This window comes from Limibacter armeniacum, from assembly GCF_036880985.1.
Classification (GTDB): Bacteria; Bacteroidota; Bacteroidia; order Cytophagales; family Flammeovirgaceae; genus Limibacter; species Limibacter armeniacum.
Genome location: NZ_JBAJNO010000006.1, coordinates 19,981 through 45,162 on the forward strand (window position 1 = coordinate 19,981; position 25,182 = coordinate 45,162).

Below are 25,182 nucleotides of genomic sequence, written 5' to 3' on the forward strand. Positions count from 1 at the left end.
AGCATGATCATGAAAAATATATTGAAAACATTGGCGCTAGGACTAGGCATTATGCTGGTCACAACGTCATGTGTAGATGACTTAAATACAGAACCCTTAAATGAACAGGACATCAATGCAGCCAATGCATTTGATACTGAAGAAGGATACAGTCAGTTTTTGGCAAAGCTCTACGGAAGCTTAACCCTGACTGGACAGCAAGGAGAATATGGTAAGCCTGAGATTCCTGCTGAAGATGAAGGGACTACTTCTTTCCTGCGAATGTATTGGAGTGCGCAGGAAGTGTCAACAGATGAGGCTGTAACAGGATGGAATGATCCAGGGCTTTCAGACTATCAGGAACATACTTGGTCAGATAACAACGGTTACTTGCAACTGCTTTATCAGAGAATCTTTATCAATATCGCTTACTGCAATGAGTTTTTGAGAGCAGTGGACAACAATATTGGTGAGATGGATGAAGACTTCAAGGCGGAGGTGACAGTATACAGAGCAGAGGCTCAGTTGCTAAGAGCGATGTTCTATTACTTTGCCATGGATCTTTGGGGGAACGTACCATTTGTTTTACCTGAAGACGGAGTTGGTGCATTTCAACCAGAGATGATTCAGAGAGAAGCCCTTTTTGATCATATCGAAGCAGAGATTCTGGAAGCGTTGCCTAACCTGAAAGATCCAAGACAGAACGTGTATGCGAGGGCAGACAAGGCAGTTGCTTGGACACTACTGGCAAAAATGTACTTGAATGCGGAAGTATATAGAGGAGAGAACAGGTACAATGACTGTATCAAGTATTGCGATGAAATCATCAATTCAGGACAATATAACCTGATTGACAACTACAGAAACCTATTTCTGGCGGACAACCACCAATACAGAAGTGAGATCATCTTCCCGATTGCGGAGGATGGTAACAATACCAGAAACTATGGGGGAATGACCTTCATTATTCATGCGCAAGTAGGAGGTACCATGGATGCGGATAACGATTATGGTATTCCGTCAGGAGGTTGGTCAGGTAACAGACCATCTACCAGCTTTGTAGAAAGGTCGTTTGAGGATGTGACAGGTGCTACGGATAAGAGAGCGATCTTCCATACCAGTGGACAGAGTAGCCTGGAAATCACAGATCCATTTATGTTTAACCAAGGGTACCTGACAGGCAAGTTTAAGAATGTATCATCAAAAGGGATCAAAGGCAAGAACGGAACATTTGTGGATACTGACTTCCCTATGTTCAGGTTGGCAGATATTTACCTGATGTATGCAGAGGCAACATTGAGAGGTGGTGCAGGAGATAGAGGCAGAGCCCTTCAGTATGTAAATGAAATCAGGTCTCGTGCTTATGAGGATGCTTCAGGAAACATTTCGGATGCAGAGCTGACTTTGGACTTTCTTCTGGATGAAAGAGGCAGGGAATTGTATTGGGAGTGTCACAGAAGAACAGACTTGGTAAGGTTCGGTGAGTTTACAGATGGTAAGCTTGTGTGGGACTGGAAAGGCGGTATTCAAGAAGGAATTCCGACTGCATCATTCAGGGATATTTTCCCGATTCCTGCATTTGACTTAGGACTGAACCCTAACCTGAAGCAAAATCCAAACTACTAATCTGACAACTAATTAAACGACACAATCATGAAATCATATAAACTTTTAATTGTCTCCCTGTTTTGCCTGTTGCAGGCTTGTGTGGAAAGAGAAAATATCATCGTAAATGAGGAACTGGTATCGCCTGCAATGGTGACCCCTGAAGGCGGTACAACCATCAGCATTGATGAGAACAACTTGGGCTCTGAGCTGACAGTTACTTGGAATGAAGCGGATTATGGGGTGGATTTGGCTGTTACTTATATTGTGCAGCTTGATTTTGTAGATAACTTGTTTGCGACTCCAGCGATCTTGGCGGCAACACAAGAAGCTTCTATTACAGTCTCTTACTCAGAACTGAATGATATGGTGATCGGTACATTGGGTCAAAACCCTAATGAAACAGCCAAAGTGGAATTGAGAGTTGTAGCACAATCAGAAGGGTTCAATGACCTAAACTCTGAGTTGGTTACGCTTTCTGTTGGAACTTATGCTTCAGCAGGTGAGCCTCCAGTAATTACTTCAGAACTGGCTACAACGATCACGGCAGAGAATATTGGAGATGCGTATACAATCGAATGGGATGCCGCAGATTTTGGTTCAACTTCAGATGTGGTATATACTGTGGAAATGGATGTAGAAGGTAACGATTTTGCGAATGCAATTACATTGGGTAAAGTGACAGAAACTTCTTTGACAGTTACAAATGAGGCATTGAATTTCTACCTGATGGGTAACCTGATGCAAGAAGGAAATACAGCCGTAAATGTAGCATTTAGAGTAGTTGCCACTTCTGCTACCAACGAGTTGGCTTCAGAGACTGGTAATGGTGTCATCACGACATTGGATATAGCAGCTCCTGCCATGCTTTGGACTCCAGGAGGTTACCAAGGTTGGAAGCCAGAAGAGTCGGCTACACTGATCCAGACAGGTGACAATATATTTGACGGTTACGTTTACCTGAATGCTGAAACTGACCTTAAACTGACTAGCCACCCTGATTACAACCATACCAATTATGGTTTTATAGCAGACGGTACTTTGTCTACTGACGATGCTGCTGAGCAGGTTACATTTGCTGCCGGATTCTATAGAATTCAGCCAAAACTTGCAGAAATGACTTATGAGTCGGCATTGGTGGAGTCATTTGGTCTGATTGGTACAGCCACTTCAGGAGGTTGGGAAAATTCTACGCCAATGACATACGATGCGGAGACGGATACTTGGAGAGTTACAACTGACCTGATAGTAGGTGCCTTGAAATTTAGGGCTAACAATGATTGGGGTATTAACTATGGTGTTGGAAATATTACCTCTAAACGTGGTCAACTCTACTTTGATGGTGCATCTTATGATGTAAAAGAAGAAGGTAATTACACAGTGATTTTGAGCTTTAATACACAAAAGGCTCCGTACCAGTTCAACTATGAGATTATCAAAAACTGATATAAAAGAATATAGGATAAACAGTTGAAGTGATGTATAAGGCTGTTCGTCTTATACACTAGAGTTGGTCTGGGAACCAGTTGTCTGAGGTGATGAACACTGTCTTGGGCGGCTGTTCCCGGTGCCAGCTCTTTCTGGCTTTATTGATATCCCGACAAAAAAGACTTGTTTGTAGATGTTTCTAACTTTTTGAAGTGTATGACAATGAAAAAAATGTATTGGCTCCTGTTGTGTTGGGCTATGTTGTTTTCATGTTCCTCTGAAGACAACCTGACCAGTCCAAGTGGTAAAGATGATGAAAAACAAAACCATACGGTCAACCCGTTTGATAATGTGCCCTCACTAAATGAGATGGTAGTTTATGAAGTAAACCTGAAATCGTTCAGCAATGCAGGTACACTGGATGGTATAAAAAACAACCTTGACCATATTGAGAGCCTTGGTGCTAATGTGATATGGCTGATGCCTATATACCCTATCGGTATTGAAAAAGGAGTAGGTTCGCCTTATGCTGTAAGGAATTATAAGGAAGTTAATTCAGAATTTGGTTCGCTTAATGACCTGATCGATCTAGTGAATGAAGCACATGAGCGGGACATGGCTGTGATATTGGATTGGGTAGCGAACCATACCGCTTGGGACAACCCTTGGATCAGTAACAAAAGCTGGTATGCACAGGATGGCAGTGGCAATATCATTTCACCCCCAAATACTGGTTGGGCTGATGTGGCAGAGTTGAACTATGACAGTCAGGACATGCGTGATGAGATGATAGCTTCGATGAAGTATTGGGTCGACAGTGCAGGGATCGACGGTTTCAGATGTGATGCTGTGGACTTTGTACCTGAAGATTTTTGGTCGCAAGCAATTGGGGCAGTGAACAATACTTCAAGCAAAGACCTGATTTGGCTCGCTGAGGGTGGTGCTACTCACAATTTTGATGCTGGCTTTGAGTTCAATTACTCTTGGGACTTCTATAACCAGATCAAGAAAGTATACCATGAGAATTCATCTGCATCTAGCCTGTTTGTAACCAGTGAACAGGAGTGGTCAGCAGTTCCGGCAGGGAAGACCAAGCTGCGATATATCACAAACCATGACGTATACGCTTGGGACGAATCACCTGTTGATATTTTTGGTAAGCAGGGGAGTGTAGGGGCTTTTGTGGCAACCGCATTTATGGATGGGATTCCATTGATCTATTCGGGACAGGAAGTAGCAAGACCTGAACTGATTTCATTTTTCACCAAAGATGTCATTGACTGGAGTGAAAATCCGGACATTCTTTCACAGTACAAACAAGTCATGGAAGTCAGGTCAGAAGTGATAGATCTTTTGGATAAAGAGCTGACTACATATACCCATAAAGACGTTTTGATTTATCAAAGACATAGTGGGCAAGATGCCTTATTGGTTATGGTCAATACTAGAAATAATGGGGTGAATTTGACGCTCCCTTCAACGCTTCAAAATACGACTTGGACAGATATGATTTCAGGAGAAACTGTAGAGCTTGGAGATAATTACTCATTAGATGTTAATGCATATAAGATTCTGAGAATAGGGGGTTAATATTTCTAAATATTTGGTGTTTTTTTTTTCAGTTACTGATTTCGTAACCGGTTTCGGGAAATTCGAAATTAGAATTGGCTCATAAACTCTTATATCTTTGTGGAAATATAGTTACCTCATGGTCACTGTAAAATCTGTAACGACCAATATTTAATTGGACAAGCTTAGTGTTGTATTGATTGTATAAAAATGAAAAAGAACTTTATTTTAATTCTGTTGTGCCTTGTCACAAGTATCGTGTCAGCCCAGACGGAACTGAAGTCTCCGGATGGTAAACTGACAATGGAATTTAATCTGGCTGAAGGCGGCGTACCAACCTACTCGTTAACCTATAAGGGGAAAGAGGTTGTTAAAACAAGTAAGTTGGGCTTTGAGCTAAAGTCAGACAAATCAGGTCAGCAATTCGGTTCGGAGATCGAACTGAAAAACAAGAAAGCAGATCCAAAGGCATCTCTTTATGATGGATTCACTTTGGCTGCAGTAGATACTACTTCTTTTGATGAGACATGGAAACCAGTTTGGGGTGAGGAAAGCCAAATCCGTAACCACTACAAAGAACTGGCAGTAACACTGGACCAGAAGACTAATGACAGAAAGATGGTCATCCGTTTCCGTCTTTTCAATGATGGTTTAGGTTTCCGTTACGAGTTCCCTGAGCAGAAAAACCTTGTTTACTTCGTGATCAAGGAGGAGCATACGCAGTTTGCGATGGCAGGTGACCACACGGCATACTGGATTCCGGGTGACTATGACACGCAGGAGTATGACTATACAGTATCACGTCTTTCAGAAATCAGAGGCTTGATGGCTGGAGCTATCGGTGGTAACCTTTCTCAGACTTCATTCTCTCCAACAGGTGTTCAGACTTCCCTGATGTTGAAATCGGATGACGGACTGTACATCAACCTGCATGAAGCAGCGCTGATCGACTACCCATGTATGCACCTTAACTTGGATGACAAGAACTTTGTATTCGAGTCATGGTTGACACCAGATGCAGTAGGTGACAAAGGTTATATGCAAGCACCTCGTACAACGCCTTGGCGTACAGTAATCGTGAGTGATGATGCGCGTGAGATTTTGGCTTCTCGCATGACACTGAACCTGAATGAGCCTTGTAAGATTGAGGATACTTCATGGATCAAGCCAGTGAAATACATTGGTGTATGGTGGGAAATGATTACAGGTAAAAGCTCTTGGGCTTATACAAATGAGCTGAGTGGAGTACAGTTGGGTGAGACTAACTTTACTGAAGTAAACCCTAATGGTGTACACGGTGCAAATACAGCACATGTAAAAGAATATATTGATTTTGCAGCTGAGCACGGCTTTGATGGCGTGTTGGTAGAAGGCTGGAATGTAGGTTGGGAAGATTGGTTCGGTAAGTCAAAAGACTATGTGTTTGACTTCGTGACTCCTTACCCTGACTTTGATGTAAAAGGTATTCAGGAATACGCTGAAGGCAAGAATGTGAAGATGATCATGCACCATGAGACTTCTTCTTCAGTTCGTAACTACGAGCGTCATATGGATGCAGCATACCAGTTTATGAAAGACAACGGTTATGATGCAGTGAAGAGTGGTTATGTAGGTGATATCCTGCCACGTGGTGAAAACCACTACAGCCAGTGGATCGTGAACCACTACCAGTATGCTTTGGAAAAAGCAGCAGAGTACCAGATTATGATCAATGCGCACGAGGCAGTTCGTCCTACAGGTATTGCACGTACTTACCCTAACCTGATCGGTAACGAGTCAGCAAGAGGTACAGAGTATCAGGCATTCGGTGGTAGCAAGCCTTTCCACGTAAGTGTCCTGCCTTTCACGCGTCTGATTGGTGGTCCAATGGACTATACGCCGGGTATCTTCGAGATGGATATCTCAAAACTGAACCCTAACAACCACTCTCATGTAAATGCGACAATCGCTAACCAGTTGGCACTGTACGTGACAATGTACAGCCCACTGCAAATGGCAGCTGACCTTCCTGAAAACTACAAGCGTTTTATGGATGCGTTCCAGTTTATCAAGGATGTGGCAGTAGATTGGGATGAGAGCAAGTACCTGGAAGCAGAACCAGGCAAATACATTACAATCGCTCGTCGTGAGAAAGGTTCTAACAACTGGTTTGTAGGTAACGTTGCAGGTGACGAGGCTTATGTATCCAAAATCTCTTTCGACTTCCTGGAGCCAGGCAAAACGTATGTAGCAACTATCTACAGCGATGCGAAAGATGCTGATTACAAGACAAACCCTCAAGCATACAATATCCGTAAGGTGTTGGTGAACAGCAAGTCTAAACTGACACAGCGTTCAGTAGCAGCAGGTGGTTATGCAATCAGCTTGATTGAAGTGACAGACAAGAGCCAGAAGAAAGGTTTGAAGAAGTTGTAATTCAATCAAGTACCCTATATAAAGTTGACCTCTCAGGTGATTTGCCTGAGGGGTCTTTTTTTGTTTTACGTAGTCATCATACTTACAGGTATTTATAAGTATATCAGCTCAATCATTTCTATTGAACAGTCAGTCAATTACCTTTTCTGATTCAAAATATAGTTTTTCAGCTTTGGAAAGTTTGTATATTTACGGGAACTGAACAGTCTGTAACATTGAACGAGAAACATAAATTGCATAAAACCAGCAAGAAACTATTTTAAAAGTGACTCCTGTAATCAGCATAAGCCCTTGTTGGGAGCAGAACAGATGTTCATAACTAAACTTTACAAAGAGCAACAGCTTTAACTAGGATCTAATGAAAAGAATTTTTTTAGCAATCAGCTTACTACCAGTATTATGGGCATTTTCGCCAAGTCAAAATGTACAGGTTGCCATCTTTGAGCAATTGTCAATTGATGTTCCATCAACGTTTAGCCAACTTGATCCTGAAGTACTAGATGAAAAGTACCATGACCAACCTTTTCATCCGGTATTGGAGCTGCATCAGGAGCAGGATTCTATAACCCTGATACTGTCAGATAACTTGAATCCACTTTCAGAAGGGGAGGTAGATAACCTAAGGGAGTTTTATGAAAACCATTTTAAGGGAATGTACCCAAATGCAGTTTGGTTGGATACCAAAACAGTAGATATCAACTCACTGCCTGTAGCCTATCTTGAAACATCCAATCAGGGTGAGTACTACTTGGTTTTCTTTACAGCTGTGGATGGCAGACAAATTCACATAGCCATTTCTGCAAAGAGTGAAAACCTTGACAGGGTAAGGGAAACATCTAGAGGTATTATGGAGTCATTAAAGAAAAGAGGCTAAGACCCAATAGGCTATTTTATTCTAAAAGCTATATATGATATAGATATAATAAAAGAGCGTCATTCCAACCTGATTTGGGATGACGCTCTTTGCTTTTAGCACTTATAGCTATAATTTTCAGGTTACTTTTTGGCTAACGAAAACTTGTGAGAAGTACTTCTCTTGTAGCCATTTATAACCAACCCATTTTGATCAATTTCTACAATGGCAAAACTGTTGTTATCAAGCCCATCATGATCTACCATCCCCAATTGTGTAATGTAATGAATCCCATTGATGGTCTGGAAATCTTCTTGGTGTACATGTCCCTGAAGTACAGCCAATACCTTTCCTGATTTTTCCATCAGCTTTTGAGCCCTTTCAAAATCTGTCACATAAAATGGGTCATTGTCTCGAGTAAAATTATATAAAGTAAAATGGCAGAATACGACCGTTGGCAAAGTTGTTTTCTCAAGGTCTTGCTCAAACCATTTCCACTGACCTTCCGGAATAATCGCTTCAGACCATTTAAAATCACCATGGTTATGATGGCTTCCATCAGGATGATAATTAGGGTCAAGTACTATAAAATGAAATCCATTCAGGTCAAAAGAATAATGTCCTTGATCTTTTGGGATACCTGTGTTTTCGACACCTTCAAGAAACTGCTTTTTTGAAATGCTATCAACATCATGGTTTCCAATACAGTGATATCTTGGTCCGTTAAACTTGGCAAATGCACCTTCTATTTCAGACAAGTAACGCAATGTATCCACTTCTTGCTTTTGTTCGTCCTGATCTTTTAAATCACCCAAATGAATCGCAAAATCCACTTTCTCTTTATTCAAAACTTCAACACAAGCTTCCAGCTTTTCTATTGACTGACGGTAAAATCTTGTCCCTGATTCAGGGCGATTGGCATAGTGGCTGTCCGTCAGTACTCCAAAGCGGATACTAGGTTGTTTACTTTGTGAAAACAAGCTTTTAGGAGCGAGAAATATTGCTCCAGTCAGGACTGATGAAGAAAGTAAAAAACGTCTGCGTGAAATGGTCCAGCTCATAGTGGTATCGACTTAGAATGATAAAGTACATTAGAGATTATCACGATTTCTATAATCTAAACAAGTGCATTAATATAAGAATAATCATATTCTCTATTTGCACTCACACAGGCAAATACTCGGTGTATAATCTTATTTCTAACAGCGTTAATGATTGACATCTTGTGTTTGCCTTGTTTTACTTTTCTGTGAAAGTAATCATAGAGTTCTCCTTTTCCCTTACCAATACTTGCTACTGCAGCCATATGCAATAACTTTTTCATGTCTTTGTTAGCCATATTGGATACTTTTGCTCTTCCTTTGATACTAATGCCTGAGGTATAGGCAAATGGAGCTACACCACTGTAGCAGGCGAACTTCCGTCCATCTCGGAGATCCTTGAATTCATTGGTCACAACCAGTAGTTTCCAACAAACAATTTCTCCCACACCAGGTACGGAGGTGACAATTTTGGTCAGTTGTTTGAGTTTTTCATCTTCCTGAATCAGTTGACGGATCTGTAGCTGTACTTTTTTCAGTTGCTTATCCAGCTGATTCAACAACGGCTGGAAATGTTTGCGTGCCAGCCCTGTAAGTTGACGGTCTTCAAAACCTTCAGCCTGTTTCAAACTCATGGTAAGTTGCTTATTGGTTTCCATAAGCTTTTCCCTGATGGTATATAGCTTTTTGAGTTTGACCAGCTATTTACGTTCAGGTTCCCATAACTAAGTCTTATCCTGGTTCCTGAAGGCAAAATCGGCGATGCGATAGGCATCCACCTTGTCATTTTTACCCCGTACCATCCCGATGGACCGCTTGATATTAATGGGGTTTTCCACCCAAATGGGATCGCCCTTTGCATAGAACTGTTCTAGGCTATGGCTAGTATAGACACCTGAATGCTCCATGCACACTAAGCTATGTTTTGCTGTGACGCCTTGTTTGCTGAGAAGCACAATCAGCTTATGGAGTGCTTTGGGAGTGTTCTCAATCCCATACTCGACCAATGTTGATTGCAGGCCTTTGACCAAGACAGCCATTGTGCTTTTTCCGATATCTAGACCGATGAAATACTGGTACGCCATTTTCTCTTGTTGATTTAGTGAAATACAAATCTGGTAAACACAATCAAAACCTTAATAATGGGTCGTTAACCCTAACTTCTATCTGAGGCTTGTTTATCAGGAAAGAAAGAGGTCCAAATCGTGATCAAGGTACCAAGCCTAGAATAACAAAAGGTTTACCTCTTTCTCTTTTTCAACTTACCAAGTATTCTTTATTTTATCCTATCGATCTAATCTAAAGGAACTTCTATAGATATATAATATTATGTATAATTCAGGTACTTGTATTGACAAGTACCTGGTGCCAAGATCTAAAATCTCCAATTGACTACTTTAAAACGCCAGATGAGTTGGGGGGATTCTATCCCACCTCTTTTCCAGCTATACTGAAATTCAAGAGAAACTTAATTCAAAGGAGAAGTTTGTCAGGACATTTCAAACGGCAGCTGAGGAGTGGACTGAGATTGACGCGGAACAGATTACTCCTTATACTTGGAAGTGGGTCAAGCTATCTGTACAAAAGCCTGATGGTAATGCTGCTATTGTTAGTTTTAGAAGACCTAACTGGTGGCTAAAACAACAGAAAGCAGACAAGTTGGGAAATCAGGTTCCCTTAAGTATGCCGGAGTTAGGGATTGATGGAATGGCTACTGTACTGAAGTTCATTCCGAATCAGTTAGATACAAGGCTGATTAAAGAAAATACGGGCTCTCTATTTGTAAACAGACCTATAACTGGTAAATTTATACATGCGGCAACCGCTATAATTGCTTATCCTTTTGAGGATAGTCTAGGGAACAAAGAAGTCATTAACGCTTCACCGACCCACCCATTTTATTCGTTAGACAGACGTGATTGGGTACCAGTAGGAGAACTTAAAGTACAAGAAGCAGTTTGTGGACGGCATACTAAACTTAAGTTAAAATCCTTTAAGGAAGTTCCAGCTAATACAGTATATAATCTTGAAGTTTATAGGGAGCATACTTATCTAGTAGGAAAAAATGAAATTTTAGTACATAATAGTTGTGTCCCTTTTAAAAAAGTATTAAGAGATCCTAAGCATTCAGTCGTCCATTTTTATGGGAAAAATAAATTTAACCCTGGTTGAAGAGGGACAAGCGAGATGTTTAAAGATGGAATGACTATTGAAGGTGTAATGGCTGAAGCACTTGATATAATTGAGAATGATCCTTCCAGAATACTAAAGACTGGTACGTCAGCAAGGGGAGCTCCTGAAATGATATTAGATTTTGGTCGAAAAATTAATGAAACAGGTACAACAAACGAAGTCAGAATGTGGCTAGAAAAAGGAGTTTTACGATCAATTCATCCTCTCGTAAATAAAATAAAATAAATTTAAAGAAGGAATTGCCAAACTTAGGCTTATATAGGTCTTCATTTAATTCTCCATTTGATGTATGGGGATTTGCGGATTTTAAATATAATGGAGTAGGATTATTAGATATTCTACAGTATGACGAATCAGAAGACTCATCTTATTATGAAGATGATGATATTAGAATATATATACCTTATAGTCCAATTGAAACGCCTGCTACATGTCCTATAGGGATTATACTTAAAGAAGTTCTCTATGCAAGTAAAAATGAGTTTAATTTTTATATTAGCACAAAAGTTATAAATGATAATATGTCATTTACTTGCTTTAAGTTTGAAAATACTTATAATAAAGAAGAGTATCTAGGTTATATTTTAACCCCCTTTCATTACGAAGAAATTTTCAATATTGCAAAAATGGAGAGGGAAAAAGCTATTATTTGGTTTAATAAAATTCATCCTTTAATTTTTGAAAAATACAAAAACGAAATTGATGAAAATAGAATTGATATAATGTTAGGTCAATTTGATACTTATAGAGACATAGTTGTGAGAAGTATAAATCGAGAAAATATATATATTATATTTTATGAATTAATTAAGGAATATATTAATAATATAAATTGGTTTAAAAGATCATTCGGTGTTGTTGGTTAATACAATTATACCAATTTGATAAATGGGTGCATAGCTAGACAGTACTCGGTCTGACCTGGTAACCAACCACTCGAAACAACAATATTATTTTGTTGTTTCGAGTGGTTGGTTATTTTTGTATCGCTTAAATCCAATTATCACTTTTTGTCAAACCACTTTTACAGTAAAGATGTCAACCCAAAACGCTACAAACCCAAACAATACGCTCGCAGGCGGGCTTTAGGCACTGCTATCAGTATCAGGCGATCCATACTGTTTATTCTAAAACATCAGACAAATATCTCGTGGCTTTATAGAAATGGGAGGTCAATCCCTTGTTCTTTATAAAGTAGATTGAAGTTCCCCCAAAAATTCTATCATACCCTAAGAAAACTGGACCATAAGCTTAATTGAAAAAAACAGTAACTTACGCTTATGTCAAACGCAAAAAGATCTCGCAGAAAGTTTACGGCCACCTTCAAAGCAGAAGTAGCGATCGAGGCTATAAAGGAAATCAAAACGGTAGTCGAGTAATCTCAGCAATACAAGTTACAACCAGCCCAGATCAATGCCTGGAAACGGGAATTTCTCGCTGGTGCTGCACAGGTATTTGCCAAGAAAAATCAGTTAGACAAACAACAGCAGGATGCCGAAATTGAGAAAGAACAACTCTATGCCAAAATAGGACAATTGCAGGTTCAGGTAGATTTTTTAAAGAAGGCCTGACCGTCTTTGAGAGACGTTTGCTCATCGATGAGGCCAATGAAAAGCTGAGCATCCTGCAACCGTGCGTGTTGCTTTCCATCAGTCTTTCAGGGTATTACTATACTCCAAGAAGAGAAAGTGCGCTCAGAAATTGAGAGAAAAAGAGAAAATATAAGTTCACCCTTTTAGCTGTCTAAAGAATGGGTGGAACCTCATGAAATACCCTAGAGTGATTTTTCTTTATTATTATGATTTAACAATCCACGAAATAAACAAATGAGGTATAAACACTTAAACTTCTATAAAGATCCTTATTACTGATATTTATAATTATATTGTTTAACGTAACACGAAAACAACCTTTCAAGGTTGTTAAACAGAACTACCAAAGGAGATGATTTCTTTATTAAAGCATAATTCTTTTTTATATATAATTATTTCGTTTCCCTTATTGTTAAATTATGATATTCTCGATATAGTGACTCAAAAAAAGGGAGCATCAGATTTTGACACTCCCTCTATTAACATCATCACTTGTGAAATTCTATCTACTTGTATTCCTTCCGACAATTTCATCAAACTGTTCATTTTGCTGATAAAGCAAAGTAGTAAATAGGAAGACTGAAAAAGTGAACTCTTGAAGTTCCCAAAGCTTGCCATCTTGAATGATGGAAACTAGTAGAAAGAAAGAAAGGTAAATAAGGCCTTGAGACAATCTTGGTACTGGTATAAATAAAAATGCAAAATCTCTTACCTTATTACTGAATTGATATAGCATTGGAATAACAATCAAGTAAGTGAAAATTCCACTATACATGATTGCACTGAATATTAGTTTATTGAACTTCACATCACCCACTTTGATATTGTGGAGGTTAAGTTCAGCCTGTGTATTGATTGCCTTCAAGTTTTCTGGAGTATTTAAGCCAAAAATACGCTGCCCCCATGAAATTTCTTCTCCAGCACCAAAAATAAAAACCATCCCAGCCATGAACAGCAGAAAACGCCATTGCTTATTCTTATTTCTAAAAGCTGCCTCTATAAAGAAGGCTGCTGAAAAAAGGAGCATAACTGCTGTCATATTTTCAATATATCCATCTTCTATTACATAGAGATCAAAAATACCCTTGTCAAAAAAGAAGGTTAGTACTCCAACAATCAGGTGCAGAAATACAAGCGAGAAAATTACTTTCTCGCTTTTTGTAAGTCTATTGTCTATCATAGTGGTCATATAAGGTCAATTCGGTAGTATATGTTTATTATATCAACTTTTTTGTTGTCCTATCCTTTCTTAAAAAGAGTCAGAACTTATTGGTTAAGTGCCTATATCTTTATTGGAAAACCAGGTTACGGTTTCCTAGTAACTCTTCTACTACTGGCCATACATCAATCTTTCTCTGATTGACAATTCCGGCAGTATGCAGCATCACAAGGTGCTTAAATGATTCATGAGATTGGGCTGTATTTGACAGACATTTTTCTACAAACAGTTCAAAGGTCATTTCATGTGTCTTGATAAATGTGTGGATATCCAAACATTCAATCAGGTACCCCTTGTCCTTTGCATCCTCTAGCAAACAATAATAGATACTGGACACCTGCTCCTTTATAATATCCTGAAGGTCCAGAATACTGTCATAGTTGGTTGCCTTCTTAACCAAAAACTCAGGATTGAACCGCTGCAAATAGTCATACCTTAAAAGTTCAAATGCTAATAGTCGAGACACAGGGTCTTTCTTTCCTTGCAGTATGGTATCTAAAGATGCCCCCCACTCTTCAATAACCTGCTCTAGTAATGAATACACCAATGCTTCTTTGCTTTCAAAGTGCTTGTACAATGTTTTTTTGGATATCGTCAATTCACGGGCAAGGCAATCCATGTTGACTGCTTGTGTTCCGTGTTTGGAAAAAAGTTCCAAAGCTTTTTGCTGAATGATTTCAGGTTCCATTTTATTTCAATTACAAGAGGAAGCCCTGCACCAAAATGGGCAGGACTTCCAAAAACTAACTAAAACCAAAAATTAAGCATTACTGAGAGCCAGCTCAGTTTTTTCTGTTTCGTCTGAACGTTTCTTCTGCCATTTGACAACACGTCTCTTTATGGTCATATATACTGATGGCACCAATACCAATGTCAGGATCAATGAACTGATCAGACCTCCAATAATGGCCCACGCCAGTCCGTTTCTTGTCTCTGCACCTGCACCTGAAGCCATCGCAATTGGAAGCATACCAAATACCATTGCCAGTGTGGTCATCAGGATAGGTCTAAGCCTTTCTCTACCTGCTTCTACCAATGCTTCTTTCATTTCCATCCCCTGCTCAAGCAGGTGGTTGGCAAAGTCTACCAATAGAATTGCGTTCTTGGCTACCAATCCCATCAACATGATCAGACCAATGATAGAGAAGATACTCAAGCTACTCATTGTCAGTGCCAGAGCCAACAATGCACCTATCAGGGCTACTGGTAATGAGAACAGTACAATAAATGGATCTATAAAGTTGTCATACAGGGCTGCCATGATCAGGTACACCAAAATAATCGCCATCAACATTGCCAAACCAAGGCTACCAAAGGCATCACTCTGCTGCTCCAGCTGTCCTCCATAGGCAACCTCTAAGCTTTCAGGAATATTTTGCTGCGCTACAGCTGCCTGAATCTCCGCACCCACTGTACCAACAGGTCTACCTACAACCTGTGCATTGACTGTAATGGATGACTGGCGGTCTTTACGCTCCAACTTACTTGCACCCAGTTCCTGACGAACATCCGCAAATTGACTCAGTGGAATTACCTGTCCTTGGCTATTGACAAAACTCAGGTTGTTTACATCCTGAAGACTGCTACGGTTAAACCCATCCAGTCTTACCATAATGTCATACTCATAAGGGTTTTCACTGAATCGGGAATCGTCATTTCCACTAAACGCTGTACGAAGTGTACTACCTACTGTTCCAACATTCAAGCCCAGATTTGCCATCTTATCACGGTCAACCTGCACCTGAATCTCAGGTTTTGGATCTTCAATAGAAAACTCTACATCTGATGTACCAGCAGTATTGGCAACAATCCCTTTGATCATCTCAGCAGTTTCCCTGATTTGATCCATGTCAGTACCTTTCACTGAAATCTGGATTGGGGCGTCTCCTGCTCCACCTACGATGGAAGTCGGAGCCGCCTTAGCTTTGATACCCGGAATTCTCATGATTTCCTTCTGCATGGTAATACCGAAGTCTGTCGTGCTAAAGTTCCTATGTTTTTTGTCTACCAAGGTGACTGTCAGCTGTGACTTATAGTTGGTAGAAGCACCGCCAATAGTACTACCTCCGTAACCAATGTTACTCATTACCTTTTCCACTTCTGGGCGTGCCAGCAATAGTTTTTCAACCTGAGTGGTCTTCTGGTTATTTTGGTAGATTGTTACTTCAGGGTCATACTCCAAGGTAATTACCATCTCTCCACGGTCAGCCTGTGGTGTAAACTCAGCACCAATAAATCCGGCTGGCACCAATGCCAATGAAGCCACAAACAGCGCCACTGTACTCAGGTAAACTACCCATCTTTTTCCATTCAATACCCAGCTGAGCATTGCACTGTAGGTATCTTTTAGCCCATCAAAACCTGACTCAAAACCGATTAGGATTCTGCTCCACATACCTCCTTTTGGATCCAAATGTGTCAGCTTACCAAATCTGGAAGCCAACAATGGCGTAATGGTAAAAGATACCACCAAACTCATCAGTGTAGAGAATACTACCACTAATGAAAACTCTCTTACGATATTACCAACAAGACCACTTACCAATGACATCGGTACGAATACCACAACGTCCACCAACGTAATAGCCATCGCTGTAAAACCAATCTCATTTCTACCTTCCAATGCGGCAATACGCTTGTGCTTGCCCATCTCCATATGGCGGTAAATGTTCTCCAATACTACAATGGAGTCATCCACCAGGATACCTACTACCAGTGATAGTGCCAGCAACGTCATCAGGTTCAGTGAGAAACCGAACAGGTACATCAGGATAAATGTCGATACAATAGAAGTTGGCAACGCTACCAGTACAATCAGTGAGTTTCTCATACTGTGCAGGAAGAACAACATCACCACTGCCACAATCACTACTGCCAGTACAAGGTCAAACATTACAGCGTCTGCTGAAGCAAGCGTGTATACTGAGCTGTCATTGGCAATTGTGAAATGCAGGTTTTCAGCTGCATAAGTGCTCTCAATTTCAGTCAGCTTTTTACGTACCATTTCACTTACTGCTACAGCATTGGCATCTGCCTGTTTCTGGATTACCACACCGATACTGGTACGCCCATTAACACGGTTGATGGTCGTTTGCTCTGCAATACCGTCATTCACTTCGGCTACATCATCCACTCTTACCTGAGCACCATCCGCAGTCGTTGTGATAATCAGGTTTCTGATCTGGTTCAGGTTGCTGAACTTAGCCGCCATTCTCAAGCTGTACTGTGAGTTCTGTGTTTCAATCTTTCCTGTAGGGAAATCCTGATTGGCTGCTGTAATTGCCTGACTTACCTGACCGATAGTCAGTTTATAGGCTTTCAGTTTTGCAGGGTCTACATTGACCTGAATCTCACGTTGCTCCCCTCCTACCAGACTGATCTGACCTACGCCTTCAATCTTGGCAAGTTGTGGCTTGATACGGTCATCCATCAGCTGATAAAAAGCTGTTGGGGCAAGATCAGCCGTCACGCCAAGTTGCAATACAGGTAAGTCAGCTGTAGAGAATTTACTGATGCTTGAAGCGTCTACATCTTCAGGCAACTCTGACTGGATTGCATCAATCTTACGTTGAGCATCCTGCACTGCCTGATCAATATCTGCATTCTGATACAGACGAACCACTACCAAAGAGATTCCTTCCTGAGAAGTTGACTCCAGCTTATCAAGGTTCTCCAATGATGAAAGAGCATCCTCTATTTCCTTGGTCACAGAGGTCTCAACCTCGCTGGCTGCTGCACCCGGATAGACTGTAGCAATTGTCATTACCGGAGCATCAAAGTCCGGAAGCAAGTTATAGTTAAGCTGCTGATAGCTCAACATGCCCAAAAGTCCCAGCACGGTGAATACTACAATCACCAGTGCCGGACGTTTAATGGCTATTTCTGTAACTGTCATAATTCGCTATCCTTATTTATTAGTTGATTACTTCTACCTTGGTTTTGTCAGACAGGTTGATCTGTCCTGTCACCACTACTTCATCGCCCGCTTGCAAGCCATTTACCACTTCCAGGTATTCACCGTTATCACGACCTACAGTAATGTCTTTCAGGTAAGCTACACCATCTTTCACTAGGTATGTCTTAGCACTTTGGATACTACCAATCAGTGCAGAACGAGGGATTTGCAATACCTCAACACCACTAGCAATGCTGAACTGAACATTCACATAAGTACCCGCTTTCAAAGTATTGGTAGCCTTATTATCGAAGGCAATTTCAACTGGATAGTTGTGTGCATCATCCCCTTGAGGGCTGATGAATGTAATTTCACCTGCATAAGTAACACCCGGGAATACCGATGTAGAAATTGTTACCTGATCCCCTTTCTTCAAGTTGTAAACATCCTTTTCAGCTACACTTAGCTCTACTTTCAGGTGTTTTACGTCAATCAGTCTGGCAACTGATCCCCCAATATTTACATAGGCACCTTCATCAATGCTCTTTTTGGTAATCACACCGCTGAACGGTGCCGTCACTACAGACTTGTCCAGTTGTCTTTTTGCTTCAGCGTACTGGTTTTGTGCATTTTCATAAGACAGTTTGAACTGATCGTACTGCGCCTGTGTGGCTGCGCCACCTTCAAATAGGTTTTTGTAACGTTCGTAGTTTTGCTTGGCATCGTCCAGTCTTTGTTTGGCATTGGAAGCTGCAATGCTCAAAAGCCTGTTGTCAATGCGAGCGACTACCGCACCTCTTTTCAGCTCATCACCCAAATCGATGTAAATTTTCTCCACTTTTCCTGCTGTTTCAGCCTTGATGTCTACAGCCTGGTCAGGAGCTACAGTACCCAGCAATGAGAAACTGTTTGTACTTGTACCTTTTTTGACTTTTGAAGTGTTGACTGCGACAGTAACGTCACCTTTGTCCGCCACTTTATTATTTGCATTGATTTCCTTTTTGTTGCTATAGAGTTTGAATCCTATAAAGGAAATGAGCACTATGGTTAAAGTTATGCTAATGATCTTTTTCATATATATTCCAGATTGTCGTTTCTACTGATTTATTACTAAATAGTCCATGATGGTACCCTTGGCATTCTCAAGCTCCAACCTTGCAGTGTACAGGTCCAAAAGGGTTGTGATATAAGTGTTTTGTGCTTCCGTAAGTGCTGTTTCCGCGTTGACAACATCTGTAGAAGTACTTACCCCTTCTCTGAATTCGAGCTTTGTTATATCCAATACACTTTGCGCCAACTCCACATTTTCTTTCTCAGAATCAATGCGCTCCAATGTATTCTTGTACTTTATTTCTGCATTGGTAACCTCCAGCTTGATCGTTTCTTTTTTATTGGAGATTTGCTCTTCTATCTTGTAGCGTTTCAGTTTGGACTGCTGTATTCTTGCATCACGTTGCAAACCTTGGAATACTGGTATTCTCAGTCTCAAGCCAATGCTTGCCGTACTGAAATCCAGCCATCCATTACTGTCAGTAGGAAGGACTCCAAACTCAGCACCCTGAGCCTGATAAGCGTAGTTGGCGAATGCTGTAAGCGTAGGCAGGTAACTTGCAGAATTTCTTTTCTGATCAAGGTATTGCAGTTCCATATTAGTTTCCAGCAACTGATAGTCTAACCTGTTCTTCGGTTCAGCTTGCACATTTTCTGATGCCAACTTCAGCTCCTCTTCATTCATTTCAATTTCCTTGATATCCAACGGTTGCTCCAATGGCATTCCCATCTGATATTTCAGTTGGCTTACCACTTGCTGAAGTGTCAATGTACTCTGATCAATTCTGGAACGAAGTGTATTCACATTCACTCTTAATCGGCTAACATCCACAGCTTTTGCCAAACCATTCTTAAACTGTAGCTCCGTCTGTTTCAGGGTTTCTTCAGCATTTCTCAGGTTACTTTGCAGCAGGTCCAATTGCTTCTTAACCACAATCACCTGATAGTAAGCGACGGCAACCCCATAAGCCGTTTGCTCTTCCGAAAAAGCTGTCTGCTGCTTATACATGCTACGGGTTGTTTTGGCAGCCTTCAAAGCAACACCAAATGTAGGGTCATATATCATTTGGGTAGCCTCTGCCGAGACAGATGTATTGTATTGGTAACCCATGGTGATACCACCACCGTCTTCACCACCAAAGCCAGGTACTACAAGGAGTGGAAGTTTTAACTTGTCCTCATAGCTGGCATTAATATTTACCTGAGGCAAACCTGTACCTCTGGCCTCCCTTATCTGTTGTTCACCAATCTGCTCATCAATTCGCGCACTTCGAATCTGAGTCTGATTGGCTTTCGCATACTCAATGCAATCCAATATCCCCATTGTCGGAGATTGTCCACTTTCCTGTGCAAACACCGGCACTCTCAAGAGGATTAGTAGCAATAAGCCTGTTAAAAGTTTCTTTTGAATACTCATTTTAAAATAATGATTTAAACGTTTGTTTAACCGAAGGGTAAAAAAAATTTATGATTTTAAATAGCTGATAATCAAAATAAACACCACTTACACCTTCTGACGGCAAAGGTCATATGATTATGAAAATCTTAAAAGAACATTTTAAATTTATGATTTAAACTATTGTTTAATTAAGGGGTAAAAAATTTTAAAAGTGAAAAATCATGACTTCAAGTAACTGATAATCATATCTGTAATAATTTCTTTTCTTTGTTCCATCAGGTTATGGTATTCCGCTTCATCCAGGTCATGTACTTTCATCATGATAACCTTGGATACCAAAGGAAATACTATCAGGCTGGAAATACTGGCTTCTAGCTGGATAACATCTATATTAGACAACTTTTCAGGGCTTATTTCATCCTTATGCCTTGTCAAAAGAGATTGTGCGATACGGGTACAGTCCATGCGTTTCTTGTCAAGAAACAGTTCTGGATTCTGATGCATCTCCTGCAAGATAAACATTGGCAATTGAGGATTCTGTACCAGTTGGTCCATTACCGTAGAGACATATCTTTTGATTCGCTCTTCCAATGTAAGTCCCTCGCTTTGAACAATATCCTGAATCAACAGAAAGTATTCTTTCGTGTTTTCTTCAAAAATAGCCTTGAAAAGCTTTTCTTTGCTACGAAAATAATAGTTGACAAGAGCAATATTGACATCAGCCTTTTTAGCTACATCACGCACAGTTGTGCCTTTGAAGCCTTTGGCAGTAAACAATTCTTTTGCTGCCAGTCTGATTTTCAATTCAGTATTATCTTTCTCTATATCCTTTTGCCCTTTCATGCTGCAATTATATTTTAAATATAAGTTTTAAACAAGTGTTTAACTGCAAAATTTCTTCCATTCTTCTTTCCTAACTATTTCCCTGCGTTTCTGTTCTCTCCTACTCTACACATAAAACCCCATTTCTATGCCATAGCAGCAGTTCCTTATTAAAAACATAAGGCCGAAAAGAAACAGATGATTCCATTTCTTTCCGACCTTAAATATTGCACAACCCTATTTACTACCAGAAAATCAGGTACAGAACGGACAAGATTCCACAAATACCCATTGAGGCAATGTTGAAAGTCATTCCTGTGTTGAACATACCTTTCTCAATTTTGATACTTTTTTCCTTGTCTTCTTTTCCAAACAGGGAAATTACCACCGCTATGGCTGCCAGTACCAGCATCACTATAAACATTCTATCCAAGAATGGCATTTCTTCCAAGAGGATTTTCATACCCCAAGACAATGGGAAAGTAAGCAATGCTACTGCAAAAGCGGCATTGGCTGTTGCACGTTTCCAGAAAAGTCCCAATGTAAAGATGACCAATACACCCGGTGTTACAAGTCCTGTAAACTCCTGAATAAACTGGAACGCCTGATCCAGTTCTCCCAACATCGGAGCGACCAATACGGCAATAAACAGTGCAATTACTGAAACCATTCTACCCATGTTTACCAAAGACTTGTTCGAGGCATTCTGATTGAAATGGCTCTTATAGATGTCCATTGTAAAGATAGTCGACGTACTGTTGATCATGGATGCCAATGAAGAAACAATCGCTGCTGCCAATGCGGCAAATGCCAAACCTTTCAAACCTGTTGGAACGAAGGTATTCAGCAACCAAGGGTAAGCTTCATCTGATTTGGTGATCGTACCTACCGCCATGTCAGAAACAGTACCGGCAATGCTCTCCCCTACATTGTATGCCAATGGATCTTTACTAATGGTGAACGCTACAATACCTGGCAACACAACGATCAAAGGCATCAGGATCTTCAGGTAACCTGCAAACACAACCCCGTTCTGCGCTTCCTTCAGGTTTTTACCTGCCAAGGTACGCTGAATAATGTACTGGTTAAGTCCCCAGTAAGCCAGGTTTACAATCCAGATACCACCAAACAAAGCACCGATACCTGGCAACATTTCATAGGCATCTACAAATCCACCTTTACCATCAGGAATCATGGTCCCTCTATCGATAATCATCTTAAACTTTTCTGGTGCTTGCTCGAATGCAATCTGCAAACCTGACAGCATACCTTCTCCACCAGACAGTGCATTGAATGACAGATAAGTAGTAACTAAACCTCCAATAACCAATACAACTACCTGTACAACGTCTGTCCAAGCCACAGCTGAAAGTCCTCCGTAAATCGAGTAAACTGCAGCAAAGAGCGCCAGACCAATTATGCCGTACAAGATCGGCACACCCATGATAATCTCAAGACTCAACGCGCCCATATACAGTACTGAAGTCAGGTTCACAAACACATACACCAGCAACCAGAATACGGAAAGGCTCATACTAACACGCCCATCAAACCTGTCTTTCAAGAACTGAGGCATTGTAAAGATGCCTTTCTTGATAAAGATCGGCAGGTAATATTTACCCACTATAATCAGCGAAGCTGCTGCAATCCACTCGTAACAAGAAATCGCCAACCCGATGGCAAACCCAGAACCTGACATCCCGATAAATTGCTCTGCCGAGATGTTAGAAGCGATGAGCGAGGCTCCAATTGCCCACCAAGGCAATGACTTTGACGCCAAGAAATAATCCTCTGCCGACTTGGTTTCTCCTTTTTTGTCTCGGGAAACCCAGAGTCCCATAAACAAGATCAGTACGGCATATCCGATAAAGACTGCATAGTCCAGAAATGAAAAACTTCCCATTGTTATTTAGTTTATATTTTCACCTATGCCCATGCTCCCCTACAGTTCTGAATCGTAGGAAAGCCAAGGCATAGTCCTATTTGTTATAAATTGCTTTCCTTAAGGTTGATTTTAACTACAGTCAAAGAGTAAGCAGGCAGGTTGATAGTCAGCTTTTTGCCTCTAAAGTTTGCTTCTTCTGTAGTTGGGTGAATATTCTCAGGATTATCAAAGCTGTTCACTCTACCCAACGCTTCACTCTTCAGTACTGTGATGCTTCCTTTTCCTGTTGTTTTGGTGTCACCTTCCAGTCTTACTGTCTTGGTAGCATCCTTTGAAGAGCTATTGACAATCTTCAGAATCAGCTGGTTGTTTTTCTCATCCAATACTGCTGAGGCATACAATTCTTCCTGACCCGTAACTGGCTCGTTGGAAGCGTAGCCTATCTCCACTACTTGTGTTCCCTTATTGGTTGAAAACAGTTGCTGAACATAGTAATTAGGGGTAGCATAAGAATTCAGGTTGTCAAACCAGATCAGGTCTGGAGTCCATTGCCAACCTTCAGCGTGTGCAAAAAGTGGCGCATATGAAGACAGGTGAACCACATCTGCATTTCTTTCCAGTCCTGTCATAAATGCTGCCTCAGACAGGGCACACTGCCAATTGTTTTTGTTGTCAGGGCTTGCAATTGCCACACTTTGTGCCGCATATTCCCCTGCAAATATTTTTGGTCCTGAACGGTCATAGTTATCGTACCGGTCAGCATTCTCCAGAAACCATTCAGGGTTTCTATAGTAATGCTCGTCTACAATCTCCGCATCCAGTTTCTTCAGCTCTTCTGCTGCATAGTCAAACTCTTTTCCGTCAGGGAAAGGCCCTGTTCCGGATACAATAATGATCTCAGGGTATTTTTCCTTGATTGCTTTGGCAAATACCTTGTAACGCTCAATGTACTGAGGTCCCCATTGCTCATTTCCTACACCGATATACTTTAGGTCAAATGGCGCTGGATGTCCCATTTCTTTTCTGAGTTTACCCCAAGGAGTTGATACATCACCATTGGCAAACTCAATCAGGTCCAAAGCATCCTGAATGTATGGGTCAAGCTGATCCATTGGTACAAGTTCTCCTGTATTGAACTGACACGCCATACCACAACTCAGGATAGGCAGCGGCTCAGCATTCAGGTCTTCTGATAACTGGAAATACTCAAAGAATCCAACACCAAAGCTTTGGAAATAGTCATGGGTTGGACGGTGATCAAACTCTGTATTCCAACGGTTGATCTGTACCTTTCTGTCCTCGAGGTTACCTACTGTTTTTTTCCATTGATAACGGGTGGCTAATTCTCTACCTTCTACGATACATCCACCTGGAAAACGTAGGAACCCAGGGTTCAGGTCTGCCAATTTTTGGATCAAATCTGCTCTTAATCCATTTGGACGGTTTTTCCATGTATCTGAAGGGAACATCGATACCATATCGATATCTACAGTAGATTTTCCTTCAAAGCTAAGTCTCAACTTTCCTTTTGGGTCAGTAACAGTTGATTTCAAGCTTGCTGTAAACTTGTCCCAATGAGGGCTGTCCAGCTTTAGAGAGGTTTTTCCTACTACTTTATTGTCATGAGAAAGCAACTCAATATGCAGTGTTACCGGAGCACCTTTTAACGTTCTGGCATTTAGGGAAAAACTGTAGCTCAAGCCTTCCTTGAGTCCCATTCCTCTGAAGCCTTCATTGGTCAAGGTAAATGCCTCTTTTTCGGCATCCAGCTTAATTTGAGCATATCTAGGGTTTGCTGAATCCTTTGATGAGCGGTTCATCACAGTAATGTAAGAAGCATTGTCCTCACTTTTCTTTTCCTCCCAACCCATCAATGGTGTATAAAATTCAAAGGAGCGGTTTTTCACCAATTCAGCATAGATACCCCCATCAGCTGCAAAGTTGATATCCTCAAAGAATATCCCCCACATGGTAGGCTGAATCTCTGCCTTTACATGGTCCGTCTGGACTGTAAAGTCTTTGTAGTTTTGCCCCATTGCATTCCCTGTAAATAAGGAACCAGCAATCAGGGCACTGCCAATAATTTTTTTCATTGTTTTATCCATCTTATCCATCTGTCAGGTATTTTTTGGCTGTAAAAGTCAACCCCAAGACTATGCTTGAGTATATATTTCAGAGCTGTTAAGTAGGAGAGAACGGAGCATAATTTTCCCAGTCGGAGTCCTATGCTCCGTTCTC

Annotated in this window: 19 protein-coding genes; 8 read left to right on the top strand and 11 right to left on the bottom strand. The window is 40.8% G+C overall.

Going from position 1 to position 25,182, the window contains the following annotated elements; all coding sequences use genetic code 11:
- Positions 1 to 9 precede the first annotated feature (9 nt).
- The 5 genes from V6R21_RS04935 (at position 10) to V6R21_RS04955 (ending at position 7,870) form a co-directional block, all read left to right on the top strand.
- Positions 10 to 1,605, top strand: a complete 1,596-nt coding sequence (locus tag V6R21_RS04935; protein ID WP_334241400.1) for a RagB/SusD family nutrient uptake outer membrane protein — start codon at positions 10 to 12, stop codon at positions 1,603 to 1,605.
- A 27-nt stretch (positions 1,606 to 1,632) separates the two neighbouring features.
- The gene (locus V6R21_RS04940) at positions 1,633 to 3,030 is read left to right on the top strand and encodes a SusE domain-containing protein (RefSeq protein ID WP_334241402.1); all 1,398 of its coding nucleotides are present in this window, start codon (positions 1,633 to 1,635) and stop codon (positions 3,028 to 3,030) included.
- 198 nt (positions 3,031 to 3,228) lie between these two features.
- Positions 3,229 to 4,602: an alpha-amylase family glycosyl hydrolase gene (locus V6R21_RS04945; RefSeq protein WP_334241403.1), complete on the top strand. Its 1,374-nt coding sequence runs from the start codon at positions 3,229 to 3,231 to the stop codon at positions 4,600 to 4,602.
- A gap of 189 nt (positions 4,603 to 4,791) precedes the next feature.
- A complete protein-coding gene (locus V6R21_RS04950; protein ID WP_334241405.1) occupies positions 4,792 to 6,996 on the top strand; it encodes a glycoside hydrolase family 97 protein in 2,205 nt (734 codons plus the stop codon).
- A gap of 358 nt (positions 6,997 to 7,354) precedes the next feature.
- Positions 7,355 to 7,870: a hypothetical protein gene (locus tag V6R21_RS04955; protein ID WP_334241407.1), complete on the top strand. Its 516-nt coding sequence runs from the start codon at positions 7,355 to 7,357 to the stop codon at positions 7,868 to 7,870.
- Between the two features lie 122 nt (positions 7,871 to 7,992).
- On the opposite strand, the gene V6R21_RS04960 is transcribed toward V6R21_RS04955, so the two are convergent.
- The 3 genes from V6R21_RS04960 to V6R21_RS04970 all read right to left on the bottom strand — a co-directional run bounded on the left by V6R21_RS04960 (position 7,993) and on the right by V6R21_RS04970 (position 9,974).
- The gene (locus V6R21_RS04960; protein WP_334241409.1) at positions 7,993 to 8,910 is read right to left on the bottom strand and encodes a metallophosphoesterase family protein; all 918 of its coding nucleotides are present in this window, start codon (positions 8,908 to 8,910) and stop codon (positions 7,993 to 7,995) included.
- Positions 8,911 to 8,966: 56 nt separating this feature from the next.
- Positions 8,967 to 9,548 (bottom strand): transposase, encoded by a 582-nt coding sequence (locus V6R21_RS04965; protein WP_334241411.1) that lies wholly within the window; start codon positions 9,546 to 9,548, stop codon positions 8,967 to 8,969.
- A 66-nt stretch (positions 9,549 to 9,614) separates the two neighbouring features.
- A complete protein-coding gene (locus V6R21_RS04970; protein ID WP_334241414.1) occupies positions 9,615 to 9,974 on the bottom strand; it encodes an IS110 family transposase in 360 nt (119 codons plus the stop codon).
- Between the two features lie 622 nt (positions 9,975 to 10,596).
- Here V6R21_RS04970 and V6R21_RS04975 point away from each other — a divergent pair.
- The 3 genes from V6R21_RS04975 to V6R21_RS04985 are packed head-to-tail and all read left to right on the top strand — an operon-like array spanning position 10,597 to position 11,948.
- Positions 10,597 to 11,061, top strand: a complete 465-nt coding sequence (locus V6R21_RS04975) for a polymorphic toxin-type HINT domain-containing protein (RefSeq protein ID WP_334241416.1) — start codon at positions 10,597 to 10,599, stop codon at positions 11,059 to 11,061.
- Positions 11,062 to 11,076: 15 nt separating this feature from the next.
- Complete coding sequence (locus V6R21_RS04980) at positions 11,077 to 11,307, top strand: hypothetical protein (RefSeq protein WP_334241418.1); 231 nt, start codon at positions 11,077 to 11,079, stop codon at positions 11,305 to 11,307.
- Positions 11,308 to 11,321: 14 nt separating this feature from the next.
- Positions 11,322 to 11,948: a hypothetical protein gene (locus V6R21_RS04985; protein ID WP_334241420.1), complete on the top strand. Its 627-nt coding sequence runs from the start codon at positions 11,322 to 11,324 to the stop codon at positions 11,946 to 11,948.
- Between the two features lie 1,228 nt (positions 11,949 to 13,176).
- Here V6R21_RS04985 and V6R21_RS04990 read toward each other — a convergent pair.
- From V6R21_RS04990 to V6R21_RS05025, 8 genes are all read right to left on the bottom strand, one after another.
- Entirely contained in the window at positions 13,177 to 13,854 is a 678-nt protein-coding gene (locus V6R21_RS04990) for a hypothetical protein (protein WP_334241422.1), read from the bottom strand.
- Positions 13,855 to 13,963: 109 nt separating this feature from the next.
- Positions 13,964 to 14,581, bottom strand: coding sequence for a TetR/AcrR family transcriptional regulator (locus tag V6R21_RS04995; protein WP_334241424.1), 618 nt, complete (start codon positions 14,579 to 14,581; stop codon positions 13,964 to 13,966).
- Between the two features lie 72 nt (positions 14,582 to 14,653).
- Positions 14,654 to 17,788, bottom strand: coding sequence for an efflux RND transporter permease subunit (locus V6R21_RS05000; RefSeq protein WP_334241425.1), 3,135 nt, complete (start codon positions 17,786 to 17,788; stop codon positions 14,654 to 14,656).
- Positions 17,789 to 17,807: 19 nt separating this feature from the next.
- On the bottom strand, positions 17,808 to 18,863 hold the full coding sequence (locus V6R21_RS05005; RefSeq protein ID WP_334241427.1) for an efflux RND transporter periplasmic adaptor subunit: 1,056 nt from the start codon (positions 18,861 to 18,863) through the stop codon (positions 17,808 to 17,810).
- 21 nt (positions 18,864 to 18,884) lie between these two features.
- Positions 18,885 to 20,255 carry a TolC family protein gene (locus V6R21_RS05010; RefSeq protein ID WP_334241429.1) on the bottom strand — a complete coding sequence of 457 codons (1,371 nt, stop codon included), beginning with the start codon at positions 20,253 to 20,255 and terminating at the stop codon, positions 18,885 to 18,887.
- Between the two features lie 201 nt (positions 20,256 to 20,456).
- The gene (locus V6R21_RS05015; RefSeq protein WP_334241431.1) at positions 20,457 to 21,080 is read right to left on the bottom strand and encodes a TetR/AcrR family transcriptional regulator; all 624 of its coding nucleotides are present in this window, start codon (positions 21,078 to 21,080) and stop codon (positions 20,457 to 20,459) included.
- Between the two features lie 223 nt (positions 21,081 to 21,303).
- Positions 21,304 to 22,962 (bottom strand): sodium/sugar symporter, encoded by a 1,659-nt coding sequence (locus tag V6R21_RS05020; RefSeq protein ID WP_334241434.1) that lies wholly within the window; start codon positions 22,960 to 22,962, stop codon positions 21,304 to 21,306.
- 83 nt (positions 22,963 to 23,045) lie between these two features.
- A complete protein-coding gene (locus tag V6R21_RS05025; protein WP_334241436.1) occupies positions 23,046 to 25,037 on the bottom strand; it encodes an alpha-L-arabinofuranosidase C-terminal domain-containing protein in 1,992 nt (663 codons plus the stop codon).
- Positions 25,038 to 25,182 lie beyond the last annotated feature (145 nt).

Bases quoted from the DNA above. Each gene is read 5' to 3' on its own strand.
- V6R21_RS05005 (WP_334241427.1), bottom strand. From the start codon at position 18,863: ATGAAAAAGATCATTAGCATAACTTTAACCATAGTGCTCATTTCCTTT.
- V6R21_RS04945 (WP_334241403.1), top strand. From the start codon at position 3,229: ATGACAATGAAAAAAATGTATTGGCTCCTGTTGTGTTGGGCTATGTTG.
- V6R21_RS04940 (WP_334241402.1), top strand. From the start codon at position 1,633: ATGAAATCATATAAACTTTTAATTGTCTCCCTGTTTTGCCTGTTGCAG.
- V6R21_RS04990 (WP_334241422.1), bottom strand. From the start codon at position 13,854: ATGATAGACAATAGACTTACAAAAAGCGAGAAAGTAATTTTCTCGCTT.
- V6R21_RS04960 (WP_334241409.1), bottom strand. From the start codon at position 8,910: ATGAGCTGGACCATTTCACGCAGACGTTTTTTACTTTCTTCATCAGTC.
- V6R21_RS04995 (WP_334241424.1), bottom strand. From the start codon at position 14,581: ATGGAACCTGAAATCATTCAGCAAAAAGCTTTGGAACTTTTTTCCAAA.
- V6R21_RS05000 (WP_334241425.1), bottom strand. From the start codon at position 17,788: ATGACAGTTACAGAAATAGCCATTAAACGTCCGGCACTGGTGATTGTA.
- V6R21_RS05010 (WP_334241429.1), bottom strand. From the start codon at position 20,255: ATGAGTATTCAAAAGAAACTTTTAACAGGCTTATTGCTACTAATCCTC.
- V6R21_RS04955 (WP_334241407.1), top strand. From the start codon at position 7,355: ATGAAAAGAATTTTTTTAGCAATCAGCTTACTACCAGTATTATGGGCA.
- V6R21_RS05020 (WP_334241434.1), bottom strand. From the start codon at position 22,962: ATGGGAAGTTTTTCATTTCTGGACTATGCAGTCTTTATCGGATATGCC.
- V6R21_RS04950 (WP_334241405.1), top strand. From the start codon at position 4,792: ATGAAAAAGAACTTTATTTTAATTCTGTTGTGCCTTGTCACAAGTATC.
- V6R21_RS04975 (WP_334241416.1), top strand. From the start codon at position 10,597: ATGGCTACTGTACTGAAGTTCATTCCGAATCAGTTAGATACAAGGCTG.
- V6R21_RS05015 (WP_334241431.1), bottom strand. From the start codon at position 21,080: ATGAAAGGGCAAAAGGATATAGAGAAAGATAATACTGAATTGAAAATC.
- V6R21_RS04970 (WP_334241414.1), bottom strand. From the start codon at position 9,974: ATGGCGTACCAGTATTTCATCGGTCTAGATATCGGAAAAAGCACAATG.
- V6R21_RS04935 (WP_334241400.1), top strand. From the start codon at position 10: ATGAAAAATATATTGAAAACATTGGCGCTAGGACTAGGCATTATGCTG.
- V6R21_RS04980 (WP_334241418.1), top strand. From the start codon at position 11,077: ATGTTTAAAGATGGAATGACTATTGAAGGTGTAATGGCTGAAGCACTT.
- V6R21_RS05025 (WP_334241436.1), bottom strand. From the start codon at position 25,037: ATGAAAAAAATTATTGGCAGTGCCCTGATTGCTGGTTCCTTATTTACA.
- V6R21_RS04965 (WP_334241411.1), bottom strand. From the start codon at position 9,548: ATGGAAACCAATAAGCAACTTACCATGAGTTTGAAACAGGCTGAAGGT.